Here is an 18,588-nt window from a genome sequence, read left to right as displayed (position 1 = left end):
AAGTCATTATGTATCAAATTTATTTATATGATATATATAGAATTTTATATTAATTATAAAAGAAATAAAAGATTTAATTTTCAGTTTTTTATTTTTATATCCTATTTATTACCATTCCCTGAATGCAAAATAACATGAATATTATTCTAAAAGAAAAATGGGGCAAATTTATTTTTATACCATTAGTTTACATTTCTTTGTATACTAAAGAAATAAATTTATAAAAGACATTACTTAAGGAGAGAACGAAAATGACAGATTCGTTTATCATACATACTAAAACGCCACATTGTTTAAACTTTATGATCTACATTCAAAATATGTATCTCAACCAAAAAGAGAAAAAAGGAAATTTACGTTTTCCTTACATAGCAAAAACATTACATTTCTCAAGTGACTTTGAAACAAATTTCAAAGAATTATGGCTGACTCTTCGTAAGCAAACTGCTAACGACAGATATGATTTACAAATTTTCCACGAGGAGAATCATATATTTTATAAGAAACTTTTTGACGCTAATTTATGTGATGAGGAATCATTTAAAGAATTAATATGTAGCTTTAAAGTATGGTGGACTAGCATAGTAGGTCAGCTTTCAATAGAATGTTCCGTAAGTAATTATAGTGAACAACTTTATAATGACTTAGTTTTATACTTAAAGCAAAACGAAATAGAGCCTTTACAACAGCTACATATTAGCTTACTTTATGACGATTGTGTATTCACTAAAGATAATATTACTTCTTACTCTGCTATTTTACCTATGAAACAATTTTTTATAAATTATAGAGGTGTTGTTACTACATTATCAAAATGTTTTCATATGGCTTAAAACAGCGAATACTCAAATAAAAAACTGAGGTATCTACCTCAGTTTTTTCGATAACTTATTTCATTAAAGATACCTCTTCAACAAATTCACCAATTTTATTTTGAAAAACATAATCAAAGTTATATTCCTGTCCTGTTAACTCTTCATTTACTAAAATAGTTGTTGCCCCTACTTCTCTCTTTGCGATTTCCGGAAATGAAGCGACAGGTTGTACTTTTAATGACGTTCCCATAACGAGAAGTACATCTGTTTCATATAAACGTTTCATCGCATTTTGATATTGAGGCAGTGTATCTCCGTATAAAACAACGTCTGGATTTAAAATGAAATTACACTTCTGACAGCGCGGCACTTCATGATCAATCATATACTGTAAATCATATCCCGCTTTACACTTCGGACAATGTGCTGTTTGAAGTGTTCCATGTAAATCAATGACATGTTTACTGCCACCTAATTGATGTAAACCGTCAATATTTTGCGTTAAAATCGTAATATCTTTCCCTTGTTCTTCTAGCTCAGCTAAAAAATGATGTCCACGATTTGGTTTATATTGATGGAACGTATTAATTTGAAAGATTTCTTTATAATGCTTCCAAAATTCTTTCGGACTTCGGTTATAGTACCCTCTTGATAAGTACATCTCCACATTCGCATCAGCATACAATCCATTTGCTGAACGGAAATCTGGGATACCACTTTCCGTACTTGCACCAGCGCCTGTTAATACTGTAATTTTCTTCGCTTTTTCTAAAATTGAACGAACTTCTTCAAATTGTTGCACAAAAATCACCTCTATGTATTTTCCTATTCTTATTATACCAGTTGTTTACAGGAGGTGTTGTACAATTCATTTTACTTAATGCGTTGCGCCGCCAACCTCTACAATATCTCCTTCAACTGTCATCGTTACTTCGATTGCCAATTCTATCCCCTTACGAATAGTAGAAAGTGACATACTCGGTTGCCCTGGATAGTTACTCGCTTGTTCTGGTAAAAACGGAATATGAATGAATCCGCCTTTTATTTTCTTATCATGTTTCTCTAGTTCATGCATAAGTCCATAGAATAAGTGATTACAAACGAATGTGCCTGCCGTCTGTGAAACAGATGACGGTATGCCCTCTTCGCGAAGTTTTTTTACGATTGCTTTCATCGGAAGTGTAGACCAATACGCAATCGCTCCTTCTTCTACAACCGGTACATCTACTGGCTGATTCCCATCATTATCAGCAATTCTTGCATCATCAATATTAATTGCGACACGTTCTATCGTAATATCTGGTCTGCCCCCAGCTTGTCCGATACATATAATAATTTCCGGCCCTAGTTGTTCTATATACTCTTTTAATACGCTTATTGATTTATGAAATACAGTTGGTATTTGTTTGCTTATTATCTTGTATTCTCCAATTGTTTTTTCATGCAAACTTTTTGCGACTTCCCAAGCTGGATTGATGCTTTCTCCGCCGAACGGATCGAATCCTGTTAATAATACTGTTTTCATAGTTTTATCCTCCTAATTAGAAACGATATACAAGGCCGTACATAATAAACATATTAATAATGAAAATGGAAAGAGCAATTGGTACTTGCGCTTTAATAACCGCATTTTTATCCTTTAGCTCTAAAAGCATCGCAGGTACGATATTAAAGTTTGCTGCCATTGGTGTAAGCAGCGTTCCGCAATATCCAGCAAACATACCGAGTGCTGCCATAATTGCTGGGTTTCCGCCGTGCATTTGAACTATTAAAGGTAAGCCAATTCCGCCAGTAATAACAGCAAACGCTGCGAATGCATTTCCCATTACGACTGTAAATAGCATCATGCCTAAACAGTACGCCATAACAGCAACGAACGGATACTCTGTCGGTAACACTTGTCCGACTAAATCAGAAACGACTTGTCCAACGCCCGACTTCGCAAAAATACCGCCAAGTGCCGCTAACATTTGTGGTAAAATAACAGCCCAGCCGACAGCTTGTAATAGTCTGCTTCCTTCTTGAACAGGCGTTGTTATTTTCGATTTTGTAATACGCATCGCCGCGACAAATGCGAGTAATGCACCAAGCGCTAATGCAACTAAAGTTACTTTATCTGGATCAACAAGAGAGACATTTCCCCATTTAATTTTCCCTAACGTCAACGTACCGATAATTGTAAAAATAGGAATTAATAGTGCAGGCATAAAAATTTTATTTTTTAATTTCTCAGCATGTTTTACACGTTCTTGTACTGGAACTTCTTTTTCCTCTGATTTTGTCACTTTATTTAGCGAGGCTAAAACGACCATAGCGAGCACGATACAGCCAACGTAAAACGAAGGAATTACATTTCCAAATAAAAATGTAACTGCAAACAATGCCCAAAATAAACTAGAACCGAATCTGTTTGGATGTTCACGATCGAATGCGATACGAACAGCGATAAAAGCAACAATTATCCCTAATACATAATAGATTGTATCCATTGTGATGATGTTCATATTAGATTGCCTCCTTCTCTTCTTTTCCTTCTGCCTTCATTGTTTTCTCTATATATTTATCAAACCTTCTAAATCTAATCCAGCTTACAATAAGTGCAGATATTGCTGTCGGAATGCCCCAAAGTGCCATATCCCATACACCGACATGCATACCTACTGAATCGAAGAATCCTTTCATTAATAAAATAGCACCAGTTGCGATGAAAATATCTTCTCCGAAAAACCAAGCTGTATTTTCCGCAGCAGCTGCGTTTGCTTTAATCTTTTCTCTTAATTTTTCAGGAAGTTTACCGTATTTACCTTGCGCAGCCCCTTCTGCCATCGGTGCAACGAGCGGCCTTACTGTTTGCGCATGCCCACCAATATTAAGCCCTAGTGCTGCTGATGATTCTCTTATCGTAAAATATGACATTAATACTCTTCCAGTTGTTGCTCCTTTTGATTTCGTTATAAGTGCTTCGGCTCTTTCTTTTAAACCGTAACGCTCTAAAATTCCGATTACCGGTAAAGTTAATATAATTGGCATAGACATATATCTATTTTCTATGAAAAATTTACCGAACATGCTGATCACATCATAAAAACTTAATCCTGAAACCATACCAGTAACAATACCTGCAACCATAACTACTAAAAGTGTATTTAATCTAAATAAAAAGCCCACTGCAACAAGTAGTATTCCGATTAATTTAATCATTTCTAGCACTTCCCCCTATTTTTTATTTCGGTGCACAAATAGAAATACCATTAAGTTTGAATGTTCTGTATATTCTTTCTGCAAATTGTACTGCTTTTTCCCCATCACCGTGTAAACAAATCGTTTGCGCCTGAACTGCTACTTTCTCTCCATTGATCGAATTTACATGGCCTTCTTTCACCATTTGAAGTACTTGCTTTATCGCTTCGTCTTCATCTTTTATAAGTGCATTTTCTTCTGTACGGCTCGTTAATGTACCATCTTGCTTATATGTACGATCCGCAAAAGCCTCTTGTACGAGAGTTACTTTGTATTTTTCTGCAGCCTGTATAAATGCCACGCTATTTGCTAATCCGTAAAGTAATAGACTTGGATTTATATGATAAATTGCCTTTGCAATTGCATCTGCAATTTCCGGATTAGTTGCCGCCATATTATATAGAGCACCGTGCAGTTTCACATGATGCATCTTCCCGCCAGCCACTTTTACAAAACCGTCTAATGCACCAATTTGATATAAAACATAATCGTATACTTCACTTGCTGAAACATTCATGTTCCTTCTACCAAATCCAATTAAATCTGGAAATCCGGGGTGTGCCCCTATTGCTACGTTATGTTGCATTGCCTTTTCAATCGTTTGCCGCATAACAGACGGATCACCTGCATGAAAACCACAAGCAACATTTATAGAGGATACGAATGGAAGAATTTCATCATCATTCCCCATTTTATAAGCGCCAAAACTTTCTCCTAAATCACAGTTTAAATCGATTGTCTTCACATTATTTCCCTCCTAATTTCAGCTTCGTAAAGCAATGAATTTCTTTAATAGATTCATATTTACTTCTTGTTCTATGTACAATTGTTCCGCTTCTTCAAGCGTAATTTTCTCAAAAGAAACATAGTCCCCCGGCTTTAGCTGGGCAAGAAGAGGTAAATCTACTGAAATGATATTTCCCATTCTCGGATAGCCACCTGTCGTTTGCCTATCTGCCATTAATATAATCGGCTGTCCACCATTAGGAACTTGAATGGTTCCAAATGTAACAGGACTCGATAAAATCTCTTTTTCTTCAATCCTATTTAAAACTTCTCCCTCAACCCTGTAGCCCATACGGTCAGCATAATTAGATACCTTATACTCTTTCGTAAAAAATGCCTTTCTACTTTCTTCGGTAAATTGATCGTATTCAAAGTCAGTTATGACACGAAACTTAGGATGTTTCTTATACTTTGGTAGTACGCTGTTGCTAATTACCCATTTCGTTTTTATTCGCTCATCTTTTTGTAAGTCTTGAATGAAACGATTCGCCATTTCTGAGTACGTACCAATTTGAAAACAATCTCCTTTTTTCAGCATTCTTCCTTCTATACCACCAATCGCAGCACGTATGTACGTACTTTTGCTTCCCATTGTACGCTCAATATGTATACCACCCGCAAAAGTCACATACGCTCTACAACCACTTTTCACTTTTCCAAAACAAAGCATACTACCTTCTTCCGCTAAAATGGGACGCCATAATGGGATACGTTCTCCATTTAACAACGGTTCCATATCAACCCCACCAATTGCGAGTAAAGTCGTTTTCTTTATTAACAATTTAGGACCTAAAATCGTCATTTCTAATCCTGCTTCATTCTCTTCATTACCGACTAACATATTGATGAGCCTAAGCGCATTTTTATCCATAGCACCCCCAACAGGTACACCAAACTGTTGATAATAAGATCGCCCTAAATCTTGGACTGTTGTAAACATTCCTGCATGCAAAACTTCTACATCCATTCTTTAGCCCCCTCAAGTGATACGTACTCTTCCTTCGTTATCGGGATAAATCGTAAATACATACCACTTTGAATATATGTTGGCATTTCTTCTTTCGGATTAAATAGAGTAATAGGTGTTCGGCCGATAATATTCCATCCACCTGGTGTTTCAAGCGGATAAATACCTGTTTGATTTCCGCCAATACCTACTGAACCAGGAGAGATTTGTAACCGTGGTTTTTCTTTTCTAGGTGTTTCTAATTCTTTTGAAAGTCCTCCTAAATACGGGAACCCTGGTGTAAAACCTAGCATATATACAAAATATGTAGTTTCACTATGTATTCGAATCACATCTTCTACTTGTAAACCGTGATAATGCGCGACTTCTTCTAAATCTGGTCCATATTCTCCCCCGTAGCACACTGGTATAGAAATATGTTTCATATCCTGTTTTACTTCTTCTTTATAAGAATCACACAGCTCCTTTATATACTGGCGAACGTAATCATATGACCTTTCACTTCTCTCATTTCTCTTCCATACTTCGTATACATTGTAGTAAACAGCTAATGAAGTAAACGACGGAACACACTCAATCATTCCTGCAAACGGATGTTGCTGCAGTGCTTTAAATAACCGCTGTACTTTCTCATATATACCCATCTTAATTTCTTCACCAAATGTAACAATAATTGCTTGATCCCCTAACGCAGAAAATTTCATCCTACTCCCTCTTTCTATGCCAAAAAGCCGAGTTCTTTCGAAATGCGATGCGCTGTTTCTTTCACCTTCGCAATAAAATATGAAATGTTACTTTCGCTGTACTCAATTGCTAATCCTGAAATACTAATGCCTGCTACAACCGTTCCATCGCTCGCGAAAATGGGTGCTGCTATCGCGGCTGTATGATTTTCTAACTCAGAATAACTAATTGTGTAGCCTTCCTTTTTTGCCATTTGCAACACTTCTAACAATTGTTCCTTATCCACGATTGTTCCATCTGCAAACTGTTTTAAATCCACTTCCTCTATGTATCTCCGTTTCTCTTCCTCGGAGAAATACGATAGTAAAATTCTTGGACATGCACCAGCATAAAGCGGTGCTCTTCTTCCAACCGCCGTATACACGCGTACCGGCTGAACACCCTCCATCTTTTCAACGTAAATTGCCTCATTATCATCTTGAATTATTAAATTAACTGCCTGTCCTAAACTATCTCTAAGTTCTTTCATATAAGGAATTGCTATATTTCTTACTGATAATCGGTGTGAAACAAGTTGACCGAACCGTAAAAATACGACCCCTAAACGATATTTCCCCTTTTCGTTTTTTTGTAAAAACTCCATCTCTTCCAACGAACCAATTAAACGATAAACAGATGTTTTCGGCATATTTGTAAGCTGAACCATCTCAGTTAAACTTAGCTCTTCATGCTCATAAAACAACTCTAAAATATCCATTGTCTTAACTGCCGTTTTATTTATACTCATTCTATCTCCCTTTCGTTCCGAATTACGGAACTTAAATTCCGTTTTTCGAAACAAACATATAATTTAAAATTATAAAATATTCTTTCAATTCAATCAATAGATTTTAAGCAAATAAAAAAGTATGGAAGAATATCTCTCCCATACTTCACCACACTTTATAACGCTCTTACTTGTTCCAACGGCCAGAAAACAGCTTGTCCTTTTCCGACAATTTCATCTTCTGAAATAAAGCCAAACATGCGACCATCCTTAGAAACTTCACGATTATCCCCTAAAACAAATACTTGGCCTTCTGGCACTTTCGTTTTCCCAGTGATTTGTTCTAACGTAAAGTCTGGAGTTAATACACGACCTACTGCTTTTTCTTTAAACTTTTTTAAATATGGTTCTTCCATCGCTTTTCCGTTTACATATAAAACATCATTTTTATACTCAACTGTATCGCCTGGCAAACCAATTACTCGTTTTACTAAATCGTATCCTTCTTTTCCGTGGAAGACGATAATATCAAAGCGATCTAATCCACTTATACTATAACCAATCTTATTCACGAGAACTCGTTCGTTATTTTTTAAAGTGGGCATCATTGATTCACCTTGCACTAAAGAAGGTGTAAATAAAACACCGCGAATAATAGCAATTAATACAAGGGTAAAACCTATCGTTTTAGCCCAAGAGAATAATTCTTTCTTTGTATTTTCCTTCATCGTTTCTCCTCTTTCTTAAGCACTTATTTTATTATTTCAACTAATTCTTGTACTAAATTAGGATCTATTTCAGAAAAACATGATTTTCCTTCTCTTACCGCTGTACCGACATGCGCCTGCGTGATTCCAGTTTCATCTAGCAATCGCTTTATATTTTCTTTCGTCACGCCAGCTCCAGCTACAAGCTGAATTTGACCATCGCTTACCTTTTGCATTTCTGTAAGCACCGGAATATTCTCTACTATATTTCCTTGTCCACCTGAAGTTAAAACGTGAGTCACTTTATGAAACTTCTTTAAAGTTCTCATCGCTTCTACTGGATTTTCTATATCATCTATCGCACGGTGGTACGTTACATTTATTCCATCTACAACAGATAGTAAGTCCGCTAATTTCTCTTCATTCACTTCATTTCGTTCATTTAATACGCCTAATACTACACCAGCTGCTCCTAACTTCTGTGCAACTATAATATCTTCTTTCATCATTTCAATTTCTTCTTCCGTATATGTAAAAGACTTCGCATGCGGACGAATCATAACATGAATTGGTATACTTACCGCTTCTACCGCTTTTTTTATAAAAGCATAACTCGGTGTTAAACCACCTTCTGTATAAGATGAAATTAATTCAATCCGCTTCCCGCCAGCGCTTTCAATTCGTTTTACATCTTCTAAACATGTTGCAATAACCTCTAGCATGAGATGACCTCTTTTCGTGCTTTTTTCTTATTATAACATTAGTAAAAATAAGAAGCCTAGCTTTCTCCTTTAAAACTTAAAAAAGAAGAATGAAAAGAAAGATTTTTTTATTGGCAACAATTATTGGTAACATCCTATTATTCATGTACACTCCTACCATAATGAAAAAACCCGTCATTTTGACGGACTTTTCTAATTTCAAGCTTTTCTTTCCTCAGTTTTCATATCAATGCCTAATTGATCTTCCAATAACTTTACACCTTTCTTTGTAAGATGGACAGCTCGGTTCTTATCCGTTTTTGTAATCCATTCCTGTTCAAAAAATAGTTTTGCTATTGCAGATCCTAACCAACCGGCAATATGGTAGCGTCGTTCACTCCAATCAAGGCAAGGTTTTGCAAATACCCTCCTTTTTGTATCTGCCTCATCAACATTTATTCCAAAATTCAGAAACCATTGCTTACCTTGTTCCGTTACAATGTATTCTCCATCCTCTAAAATTATAAATTGCCTATCTAGTAATTTTTCAGTTATCTCTACACCGAGTTTGCCTGCAAGATGATCATAACAAGTTCGAGCATAACGAATTTGTTTTAGTTGGCTTGATTGTTTTAAAGAGCGAACTTGAACTGTTGGTGCAATTGTCCCCAACTTTTCAAGCACTTCTGCAACTTCTTGATTAGCAAGTCGATAGTAACGATGTCTACCATGTTGTTCAACTGTAAGTAAATTCCCTTCTACTAATTTAGAAAGATGCGAACTAATTGTTGGATGTGACACTTTTGCCATATAAGCCAATTCACTAGCAGGTAGTGCCTGATTATTCATTAGACAATCTAATATGATTGCTCTTGTAGGTTCAGCAATTAGTTTAGCTATATATGAGATATTCGGATATACATTCATATTTCGATGATACCCTAACTATTAAATTGATACAATTATTTTAAGTTTAATAGTAAAGGAGAATGTATTATGAATGCAATTGATCTTAGTATATTAAATTTGAAAGAAACGAGAAGGCGCTCAGAAAAATTATGGAATTCTCTTCCTAACAATTTTCTTAATTGGAAGCCTGATCCTGAGGCTATGTCTTTTGGTGAGATGATTCGTCATGTATGGAGTTCAACTTTTTACTACCATATGATTATAAAAAACAACGGTTCAATAAACGACATACGTATCCCGTATGATGACGAGCCGATTACTTGTGTAAAAAAAGAAATTGAATTGGCACAATCATACTTTACTGACTTCATAGAATATGTTCAATCGATAAGCATAGCCGAGCTAGATTCAAGACTTATTGATAGAAGCGATGTTGGCTATCAACGATATTTAGGCGATATGCTATTACGAATTGCCTATCATGATGCGGTCCATGCAGGTCAATTTTTACAATATTTACGAACGGTAAACTTAGAAAGACCATTAATTTGGGATTAAATACGAAAAATGTTTATACAGCCTCCAAACTGGCATTACAATAAGAATTTTTCAACAAGAAACAATCACAAAACCATGATAATCATTTATATTAAAAACCTACATCTCAACCAAGTGCTTCATACATATAAAAAGCATGGGTTTGATTAGTAATCAAACCCATGCTTTAAAAACTATGACCGAAACGCCGCATCCGCAAGCATAGATAGTGTTGCATCATCCATCGGCGGATTATGCAGTCCTGCTCTGACATTTAAATAGTAACGATGGAGCAGATTTTTTTCTGATAGACTTTTTGCTCCTACGATGCGCATTGATTTATCCACTATGGATATCGCCGCATTTGTTACAGCATATTTCACGGCTGCTAATTCTGCTTGCAGTGATAGTTTATCTTCTGCCTCATCGTATTTTTTCGCAATTTGATATAAAAAGACGCGAGCTTGCATAAGCTCGAGTTCTAATTCTCCAACTAATCTTCTAACATTCGGTAATAAACTAATAGAATGGTTTAAACTATTTGGTTTGTATGATCCCGCAAACTGAACTGCATAATTTCTTGCTGATTGTGCAATTCCTAAATAACATGCTGGTATATGTAGCAACCAGCCAATACCCTTTTGTTTCACTTTCCCGCCTTTTACATCCGTAAAAAAGCGGTTGTCTATCTCTACATTTTGTAAGACAAGGTCGTGGCTAGCAGTCCCTCGCATTGCAACGCTATCCCACGTTTCTTCAATAGATACACCGAGTGTATTTCTTGGAATAACAAACTCACCAACTTCTTCTTGGCCTTCCATACTTGCTGAAATAATAAAATAATCAAGTACTGGCGCCATCGTTGTAAAAGTTTTTCTTCCATTTATAACCCACTTCTCGCCTTGTTGAACCGCTATTGTTTCTGGTTTGCCGCCACGCGTCGGACTCCCTGTTTTCGGTTCTGTTGCTGCCCTGTTAAAGAGCGCACCATTACGTACTTCTTCGCAAAACCATTTGAACATCTCATCATTCCAAGAGCGATTTTCCGCTAGCTCTTTCACAATGCCAAGATGCCAGCCAATCGATAATGCAGTAGCTCCGCAGCCTTCCGCGATTTTCTCTTGAAATAAAACAAAGTCATATAAAGAAATCGCACTACCACCAAATTCCTTCGGTAACGTTAATTTCGTATATCCGATATCTTTCAAATCATTTATATTTTCATACGGAAATGATCCCAATTCACTTAGCTGATGCTCCCTTTCCATGAACTTCGGAATCAATTTATTTATTTGTGCAATAATGAAAGATTGTTCTTCTGTTTCAACAAATGAGAGTGCCATACTATAATCTCCTTTATGTTCGATTCATCAACCGCTCACTTTTTCATTATGATTATATGAAGCTACCTCTCTATTGTTTCACTATTCCGATAAAAATACAATGTTTTTGACTAATAAGAAAAGTTCCTATTTAAGGATAGGTTCTTTTCTTATGTTAATCTCCCTTCAATGCCTTTAATGGCAAAGAGGTTACATATCCAATATACGAGAATAATTCTTTAAAGAAGAATGGAATTTCTGTGTCTAACGTTTTATATGCTGATGTCGGCGTTGGTGAAGCATACGCTTCAATATTAATATGTTTTGCAATTCTCATTGCGCGTTTCATATGAAGTGGATCACTTACAATCGTGTATGTGCGTATTCCGTTCTCTATTCCAACTTGCTTCGCATTTTTTAAATTTTCTTCAGTGAAAAGGGATTTAGTTTCAATTAAAATATCTTCCTCTTTTACACCTTGTTTCATTGCATATACTCTTGCAGTACGTGCTTCCTCAAGTTCTGCCTCGAACTTTGTACCACCTGTAAAAATAATCTTTTTAATATTTCCGTTCTTATATAAAGAAATTGCATGATTAATTCTTTCTTTAAATACAGGAGATGGTTTTCCGTTCCACGAAGCTGCTCCTAGTACGATACCAGCATCCGTTTTCACGTCATCATTTGCTTTAAAACGATAACTCCAAATATCGTAAGCTGCATAACTTACATATAAAATAGCAGAACAAATCATTAGTAAAAATACTTGAAAGATTCGTCTTTTCTTACTCTTCTTATTTTCTTTCATTTGTAATTGCCTCCGTACATCATCCATACTTCTATAAAAAACATTTATATCAAATCGTTTTGTTTGAGTTTATTTAAAAGAAGGAACTTTACTTGTTATTTATGTATAAAAGGGTTTTCATTTAAAATTGAGGATTATCAATTCATTTTCATTTGCGGTTTTCATTACATTTTTTAAATTCATAAGTTTATTACCATACAACTACATTGTAACGAATTTTTTCTCAGAAGGGAACGATGAAACAAAAGGAATTAAAATAAAGTAGCATTTTGTAAGAAAAAAGGTATATTTTTCATGTCTCACGAACAATATACCTTTCAAAACACGAATTATAACTTTTCTTTATACAACTCTAATTTTTCTAACAATTGTTCTTTTACGCCTGGCCATTCACTCGAGATAATACTGTACACCACCGCATCTCTCACATAACCATTCGGTAATTTTCTTTCATTTCTAAGCACACCTTCTTTTAATGCGCCTAATCTTTCAATTGCTCGTTGTGCTTTTTCATTTCTTGCATCCGTCTTAATTTGTACCCTAAGCATATGCAGTTTTTCAAAAGCATACTGAAGAAGCATATACTTACACTCTGTATTTATACTCGTACGTTGTACACTCGGATGATACCACGTTTGCCCTAACTCAACTGTCTTATCTTCTACTGAAATATTATATAAACGTGTACTTCCTACAATCTTATTCGACTGTTGATCTACGGTTACGAAAGGTATTTGATTACCTCTTCCGTAGCCCTTTATCGCTTTTTGAACGTATTGTTGCATATCTTGCACACTATCCATTTTAGAGATTAAATACGCCCAAATATCCCGATTTCCTTCTACAATCGAAAACAAAGTTTCGACATCAGTATTATCCATTAACCGCAACTTTGCTCTTTCGTGAATAATTTCCATTTTTAAGCCCCCTTTGTTGTTACTATATCATAAGAATAAAAAACGTATTATACTAATATAAAAATATAGAGCGAAGAATTCTTTTCAAATATATTCTTCTCGTATAAGGTAGGAAGACTCATCAGTAAACCTCAAAAAAATAATTTTTTGATAATTTCCAATAAATTCTATATAATGATAAACGGGAGGGGATAAAAAATGCTAGATCAAATTACTTGGGGAACGCCAGGCAGCTTATTATGCTTAGGGTTCTTTTTTGCGGGACTAGGAATCTTCTTAAGAAGCGTTACGTCATATACGAAAAATAAATAAGAATATCCCGCTTTTAAACAAAAGAAGCCCTCTTTTTACAGACGGCTTCTTTTTTATAACTTTATCTTATTAAAACTTTAAAGCAATAAATAAGCAATCGGTGTAATAATAAGTAACGTTAAAATCGTTCTCTGCACATATAAAATAATAAGTTCAGATACTTTTAATGGAATATCTGTTGATAATATACAAGGAATGGAAGCGGAGAAAAACAAAATAGATGATACGGAAACAACTGCAATAACAAACTTTGTCACAATTGGTGCACTTACTACTAATAATGACGGTAAAAACATTTCTGCAATACCAACTGATGCGGCTTTAGCGGCTAAGTCTGCTTCTGGTAATTGTAATAGCCATGTAAACGGATAGAAAATATAACTGATCCAATCAAATATTGGCGTAAACTTCGCTAAGACGATACCAATTAATCCTACTGACATAATAGATGGTAAAATTCCCATCGTCATAATAAATCCATCTTTTAAATTCACTGCAATATTTTTCATAATGCTCGGTGCAGACTTTGATACTTCTAACGCATCTTCCCAAGCACGTTCTAACATTTTCTCTTTATAAACAGGCTCTGGGAACCCTTCTTCTGTTACATATGTATCTGGTTTTCTACTGAGGGGCGGGATTCTTACGGTGATAGCAGTCACGATGAATGTTACAACAAGTGTAGTCCAAAAATAAACATTCCATAAATGCATAATATCTAATGTTTTTGCGATGATGATCATAAATGTAGCGGATACTGTAGAAAATCCTGTAGCGATAATCGCCGCTTCTTTTGTCGTATACTTTCCTTCTTTATACACGCGATTCGTAATAAGGAGAGCAAGCGAATAACTTCCAACGAAGGACGCAACTGCGTCGATTGCCGATCTCCCCGGCGTATTCCATAATGGCCTCATAATTGGCCGACAAAATGTACCGATAAATTCAAGCAATCCATATCCGACTAATAACGCTAAAAACGCCGAGCCAATTGGAACGAGCAAACTTACTGATATGACTAGCTTCTCATACAAAAACGGTCCAACATCTGGCGCAAAGAACCAAGCTGGTCCTACTTTTAAACAATATAATATGCCAAAAACAACGCCAACTACTTTTAAAATAGAAAAACAAATGTCTACGATAGATGCATTCCATTTCTTCGTATAAAATGGATAAATCGCACCAATTGCCATAACAAATAATGCATAATAAGGTACTATGCCTGGAACCGAAGCCCTAATCCACGATACGATATGATCAATCATAATAGACGATGCACCGTTTATCGTAACAGGAACGAAAAACATAAACACCCCAACAAGACTAGCAAGTATAAACCGAAGAATAATTCCCTTCTCTCTCCCTGTCTTAATTACATTACTCTTTAATTCAATTTCACTCAAAATTCGACACCTCCTATTATCTAAATATTCTGTATAATTATGTTATATTCCTTCTTTCCATTTCTACTATTTAATCATATGAAAAAGCCTATTTTAAAATAGGCTTTTCTATTACCTCTCATAATCATCCACAATCACTTGAATGATACGATACGATTCTTCTGCTACTTTTTCATTACTATCCCTATTCGTATCATATGTAATTAACGCCTTCCAAAGTGCCCATCCTCTTGCTCTATTCCACGTTTCTTCATCTATGCGCAATACTTCTTTAAATACGTTTCTGCTATTCTTATCAAAAAAAGTCCATGCCATCGCCGCATCACAAGCAGGATCTCCTACACCTAAAATACCAAAATCAATTACAGCACAAAGCTTTCCGTCCTTAACGAGTAAGTTTCCAGGTGCAACATCCCCATGAACCCAAACTGGTTTACGCTCCCACGTTGACTGAAGTGCTAAATCCCAAAGATGCTTTAATACGATTTCATCAAAAACGTCCTTATTATTTTCGATCGCACCTCTCGCCTCTTTATCATATACCGATATAAGTCCGCCCCTGTAAAAATTATGTGCTCCAGCTAAAGGGCCGTTACTCCCATTAATAGATTGCAATTCTACTAAAAAGGATCCTAAGTCCGCCGCAAATTCATTTAAATCACGAACATTTTGTTTCGTAACTGTTTCTCCCTCTATCCACTTATTAATAGACCAAGGCAATGGATACGCTTCAGACGGATTTCCTTTCGCAATTGGTGTAGAAATTGGTAAAGAAAGTCTCTTACTTAATATAGGAAGCCAACTATTTTCTTTCTCTACTTGCGGTGCATATGCCGCATCACTTGGCAATCTTACACTCATCTCATCCCCTAAGTGAAACGTCCTATTATCATGCCCACTAAACTTTACAGGTTTCACTTCTAAATGGGCCCATTCGGGAAACTGTTCCTGTATTAACTTTTCAACTAAACTTACGTTAATTGGATGCATTCACATTCTCCTTTTCTTTTGAAACTTACTAAGCCCATCCGTACTTCCAACATATTCAAAATTATTTTTCTTATAAAAATCATTCAACGTACGATTATGCCCCACGCAATCTAACTTCAAATACTCTTTGTCATGTTGTACATTCTCTTCTATCCACTGTAAAATCCATTCTCCAATTCCGTTCCCCTTATACTTCCGTTTCACCGCAAATCTATGAATATATAATGAATTAGAAACTTCCTCTTTACCAAAAATATGTTCATCCCATTCATTTTGTTTAGGAGAAACTGTAACCGTACCAACTATTTCATCTTCTTTCAGAACAACATATGTATATTTCTCTCTTATACATTCTAGTATTTCAGCCGTAGCTTCCTCTCCTAAAAGATACTGCCACTGATCCACTTCTTTATATTGTAGCCATTGTGCTACTTCTTTTAATAGAGTAATAATGCTATCGCTTTCCTCTTCAGTAGCAGTTCGAATTGTATATTCTTTAACTGTATTTCTCTCCATATCGCTGTTCCCCTTTCCTATCGCTATCATACTGATAAACGCGTTCTACCGTCATTTTCGTCGGTAACGTATTCAACATAATAACCTTGATTCCTTGCGTTTTCATACATCAATTCAATCTGTTTTTGATCTTTAGCGTAAATTGTGACGTATGTACAATCCGCAACTAGTAAAACTAATTCACACTTACTCTCTTTAAATGCTTCATATGTTTCAATATCTACTACTTCCTCTCCTTTTGAATACGCTTTTAAATCTGCAAAAATAACATAATATATATTGTCTTTAAATAATATTTTCAAATCTGATCCTTCCACTATACTTGGTCCTTCTGGAAATAATGCCTCATCCAATCCACCACGTGCTATTAAGTATGACTCCTCACTCCCTACCCACCAATCATATGAAGAAATATCAATTGGCTTTAACACTTTCCAAAGTAAATTATCATATTCATTTGGAATATCTACTGTAATTCCTCTTTTCATTTATTTGCTCCTAGCTTATTTATTTTCGTTTTCATTTCATACATTATATACCAAATTAAATTACCATATTTTGTAGATATCTATGTAACTTGTATTTCACCGCGAAAAAAAACCGTCCCACTACTTATGAAACGGTTTCTTTATGCTTATTAAGTTTTTCATGCAATTGTTGCACTGCCCTTTAAAATAATTTCTAATATATGCACCACATTAGCCGTTCATTCTTAATGCTCACTTCGACTTCACGAAGTAATATAAAAACCATACCGCATGATTTTGTTCATCCGCAGCTATTCTCCGTAACAAATCTTTCAGATGTGCATCCGATGTCTCATCTGAAATTTCCAAATAAAAATCTACTGTCTTTTGCTCATCTTGTATAGCGAACTCTAATCCTTGTAAGTAGGTATTCGGACAGTCTTCGGTAATCTGTGGTTTCGGCTGCCTACCAGTTAAGTTCGTATAAATTTGTACAAAGTTGTGGAAATGCTTTATTTCATCATTACGAATTTCAAGAATTTGTTTTTGTTCTACTTGATTTGGAGCCATATTCGCTAATTTTGCATAGCAGCTTATGGCGCTATACTCTCCATTTATAGCTTTTTCAATATCACTTATCAACTTATCATTTTGCCTATACCAATCATAATAATTTGAATTATACATCGTATCCCCCCATACTTTCGCTTAACATTTTATGCATTTAGAAATAGTAGGAGCCTGTGTATTTAACGGGACGGCTTTAGAATGAAAGAAAAGTTTGAGAAAAGGGTCTATTTTGCAAAGGAATTGCTTATGCATAAAATAATACTATTGTATACTGTTGCTATAAACTCTCGCGGGAGTTAGGAAAATAAATTCGCGAATCAACGATTGGTTCAACATGATGCGGTGCGAAGCTATTATGAGTTAAGTGACATAATTAGGAGGTTCCACTATGCCATCTTTATTTAAAACTATGGAGTTCCAGCTAAAAACCGAACGACTTGACCTGAGTATGTGGGAGGAATCCGATTCAGTTTGGATGAGGAAATTAATTGGCGAACGTGGTGTGGACATGCCGACCCTCGACTCCGTTCGTAGCCGGCTTATTGAGATGCGTAAGAAGGCAGATGAAAATGGCATTTCCCTTCTCACTATTCGAAGAAGAGACGAAGGCGATTTCATCGGATACTGCGGCTTGATTATCGGTCGTTCCACACTTGAAGAGCCGGAGATTGCATACGAGTTGTTCCGCAGCGCTCATGGTAAAGGTTATGCGACTGAGGCGGCATCTGTTGTACTGGACGCGGCGATTGCTACTGGGCGCCAAAGACTTTGGTCGACTGTAGGTGCTTGGAATATCGCTTCCCTCCGGGTACTAGAAAAGATAGGATTTAAGCGTCATCACAGTACGTGGGATGACGAACGTGGTGAGATTGTCTGGAATGTACGTGACCTTTAGAGATCCCGACTTAATTCTAAACATAACACTTTTCAACAATTAGGTGTTTACATTGAGGAAAAGCCAGAAAAATTAACAAACTTTATTATCAGCAAATATTCATTCTTCAGCTTATAGATTTCATCAAAAAAAGCCGTTTCACTAATTTGAAGTGACCCCCGAAAGTTAGACAGGTCGTTTCATTAGGCAGCCTCTAGGGTATGAGCCCGGTATTGTACTGGGCTCATACCCTTTAATTTTGCCTTAATTCTTTTATGGTTATAGTATTCTATA

At 35.8% G+C, this 18,588-nt stretch carries 23 protein-coding genes; 3 read left to right on the top strand and 20 right to left on the bottom strand.

Annotated features, from left to right (window positions below; all coding sequences use genetic code 11):
• Positions 1–251: 251 nt before the first annotated feature.
• A complete protein-coding gene (locus tag GBN78_RS22865; protein ID WP_000132264.1) occupies positions 252–833 on the top strand; it encodes a hypothetical protein in 582 nt (193 codons plus the stop codon).
• A gap of 55 nt (positions 834–888) precedes the next feature.
• Here GBN78_RS22865 and GBN78_RS22860 read toward each other — a convergent pair whose 3' ends face one another.
• The 11 genes from GBN78_RS22860 to GBN78_RS22810 form a co-directional block, all read right to left on the bottom strand.
• On the bottom strand, positions 889–1,617 hold the full coding sequence (locus GBN78_RS22860) for an NAD-dependent protein deacylase (RefSeq protein WP_069605085.1): 729 nt from the start codon (positions 1,615–1,617) through the stop codon (positions 889–891).
• 75 nt (positions 1,618–1,692) lie between these two features.
• On the bottom strand, positions 1,693–2,340 hold the full coding sequence (pcp, locus tag GBN78_RS22855) for a pyroglutamyl-peptidase I (protein WP_044584600.1): 648 nt from the start codon (positions 2,338–2,340) through the stop codon (positions 1,693–1,695).
• Positions 2,341–2,356: 16 nt separating this feature from the next.
• Entirely contained in the window at positions 2,357–3,319 is a 963-nt protein-coding gene (locus tag GBN78_RS22850; protein WP_001021658.1) for a DUF979 domain-containing protein, read from the bottom strand.
• 1 nt (position 3,320) lies between these two features.
• A complete protein-coding gene (locus GBN78_RS22845) occupies positions 3,321–4,016 on the bottom strand; it encodes a DUF969 domain-containing protein (RefSeq protein ID WP_000593392.1) in 696 nt (231 codons plus the stop codon).
• Positions 4,017–4,038: 22 nt separating this feature from the next.
• Positions 4,039–4,800: a 5-oxoprolinase subunit PxpA gene (pxpA, locus tag GBN78_RS22840; protein ID WP_152127730.1), complete on the bottom strand. Its 762-nt coding sequence runs from the start codon at positions 4,798–4,800 to the stop codon at positions 4,039–4,041.
• 18 nt (positions 4,801–4,818) lie between these two features.
• Positions 4,819–5,808: a 5-oxoprolinase subunit C family protein gene (locus tag GBN78_RS22835; RefSeq protein ID WP_030026303.1), complete on the bottom strand. Its 990-nt coding sequence runs from the start codon at positions 5,806–5,808 to the stop codon at positions 4,819–4,821.
• Complete coding sequence (pxpB, locus tag GBN78_RS22830; RefSeq protein ID WP_076774922.1) at positions 5,799–6,512, bottom strand: 5-oxoprolinase subunit PxpB; 714 nt, start codon at positions 6,510–6,512, stop codon at positions 5,799–5,801. The genes GBN78_RS22835 and pxpB overlap by 10 nt, the downstream gene beginning before the upstream one ends.
• A gap of 14 nt (positions 6,513–6,526) precedes the next feature.
• The gene (locus tag GBN78_RS22825; RefSeq protein ID WP_000026357.1) at positions 6,527–7,279 is read right to left on the bottom strand and encodes an IclR family transcriptional regulator; all 753 of its coding nucleotides are present in this window, start codon (positions 7,277–7,279) and stop codon (positions 6,527–6,529) included.
• Positions 7,280–7,434: 155 nt separating this feature from the next.
• Complete coding sequence (gene lepB, locus GBN78_RS22820) at positions 7,435–7,986, bottom strand: signal peptidase I (protein WP_000662498.1); 552 nt, start codon at positions 7,984–7,986, stop codon at positions 7,435–7,437.
• A gap of 23 nt (positions 7,987–8,009) precedes the next feature.
• The gene (locus tag GBN78_RS22815) at positions 8,010–8,687 is read right to left on the bottom strand and encodes a copper homeostasis protein CutC (protein WP_000895112.1); all 678 of its coding nucleotides are present in this window, start codon (positions 8,685–8,687) and stop codon (positions 8,010–8,012) included.
• Positions 8,688–8,885: 198 nt separating this feature from the next.
• The gene (locus GBN78_RS22810) at positions 8,886–9,593 is read right to left on the bottom strand and encodes an ArsR/SmtB family transcription factor (RefSeq protein WP_001103809.1); all 708 of its coding nucleotides are present in this window, start codon (positions 9,591–9,593) and stop codon (positions 8,886–8,888) included.
• Positions 9,594–9,662: 69 nt separating this feature from the next.
• Here GBN78_RS22810 and GBN78_RS22805 point away from each other — a divergent pair, with 69 nt between their 5' ends.
• Complete coding sequence (locus tag GBN78_RS22805; protein ID WP_000991284.1) at positions 9,663–10,133, top strand: DinB family protein; 471 nt, start codon at positions 9,663–9,665, stop codon at positions 10,131–10,133.
• A 173-nt stretch (positions 10,134–10,306) separates the two neighbouring features.
• Here GBN78_RS22805 and GBN78_RS22800 read toward each other — a convergent pair whose 3' ends face one another.
• The 8 genes from GBN78_RS22800 to GBN78_RS22765 all read right to left on the bottom strand — a co-directional run bounded on the left by GBN78_RS22800 (position 10,307) and on the right by GBN78_RS22765 (position 17,537).
• Entirely contained in the window at positions 10,307–11,455 is a 1,149-nt protein-coding gene (locus GBN78_RS22800; protein ID WP_001218339.1) for an acyl-CoA dehydrogenase family protein, read from the bottom strand.
• A 154-nt stretch (positions 11,456–11,609) separates the two neighbouring features.
• On the bottom strand, positions 11,610–12,242 hold the full coding sequence (locus tag GBN78_RS22795) for a YdcF family protein (RefSeq protein ID WP_000662216.1): 633 nt from the start codon (positions 12,240–12,242) through the stop codon (positions 11,610–11,612).
• A 329-nt stretch (positions 12,243–12,571) separates the two neighbouring features.
• Positions 12,572–13,159 carry a GNAT family N-acetyltransferase gene (locus GBN78_RS22790; RefSeq protein ID WP_000402583.1) on the bottom strand — a complete coding sequence of 196 codons (588 nt, stop codon included), beginning with the start codon at positions 13,157–13,159 and terminating at the stop codon, positions 12,572–12,574.
• Between the two features lie 389 nt (positions 13,160–13,548).
• On the bottom strand, positions 13,549–14,877 hold the full coding sequence (locus GBN78_RS22785; RefSeq protein ID WP_001289414.1) for a YjiH family protein: 1,329 nt from the start codon (positions 14,875–14,877) through the stop codon (positions 13,549–13,551).
• Positions 14,878–14,988: 111 nt separating this feature from the next.
• The gene (locus GBN78_RS22780; protein ID WP_152127729.1) at positions 14,989–15,867 is read right to left on the bottom strand and encodes an aminoglycoside phosphotransferase family protein; all 879 of its coding nucleotides are present in this window, start codon (positions 15,865–15,867) and stop codon (positions 14,989–14,991) included.
• On the bottom strand, positions 15,868–16,383 hold the full coding sequence (locus GBN78_RS22775) for a GNAT family N-acetyltransferase (protein ID WP_000440851.1): 516 nt from the start codon (positions 16,381–16,383) through the stop codon (positions 15,868–15,870).
• Between the two features lie 26 nt (positions 16,384–16,409).
• A complete protein-coding gene (locus GBN78_RS22770; RefSeq protein ID WP_000820207.1) occupies positions 16,410–16,871 on the bottom strand; it encodes a DUF2691 family protein in 462 nt (153 codons plus the stop codon).
• 231 nt (positions 16,872–17,102) lie between these two features.
• Positions 17,103–17,537 carry a ferritin-like domain-containing protein gene (locus tag GBN78_RS22765; protein WP_087875525.1) on the bottom strand — a complete coding sequence of 145 codons (435 nt, stop codon included), beginning with the start codon at positions 17,535–17,537 and terminating at the stop codon, positions 17,103–17,105.
• Between the two features lie 271 nt (positions 17,538–17,808).
• Between GBN78_RS22765 and GBN78_RS22760 the strand changes: the two genes are divergently transcribed.
• Complete coding sequence (locus GBN78_RS22760) at positions 17,809–18,315, top strand: GNAT family N-acetyltransferase (protein ID WP_001139532.1); 507 nt, start codon at positions 17,809–17,811, stop codon at positions 18,313–18,315.
• Between the two features lie 182 nt (positions 18,316–18,497).
• Here GBN78_RS22760 and GBN78_RS22755 read toward each other — a convergent pair.
• Positions 18,498–18,588, bottom strand: a 91-nt coding sequence (locus tag GBN78_RS22755; RefSeq protein WP_130055906.1) for an IS3 family transposase, incomplete at its 5' end; no start/stop codon positions are given.

Origin of the sequence: Bacillus sp. B2-WWTP-C-10-Post-4 (genome assembly GCF_009183805.1) — a bacterium.
GTDB classification, from domain to species: Bacteria; Bacillota; Bacilli; order Bacillales; family Bacillaceae_G; genus Bacillus_A; species Bacillus_A cereus.
The sequence above is the reverse complement of the archived record's forward strand: the minus strand, read 5'-3'. Positions and strand labels throughout refer to the sequence as shown.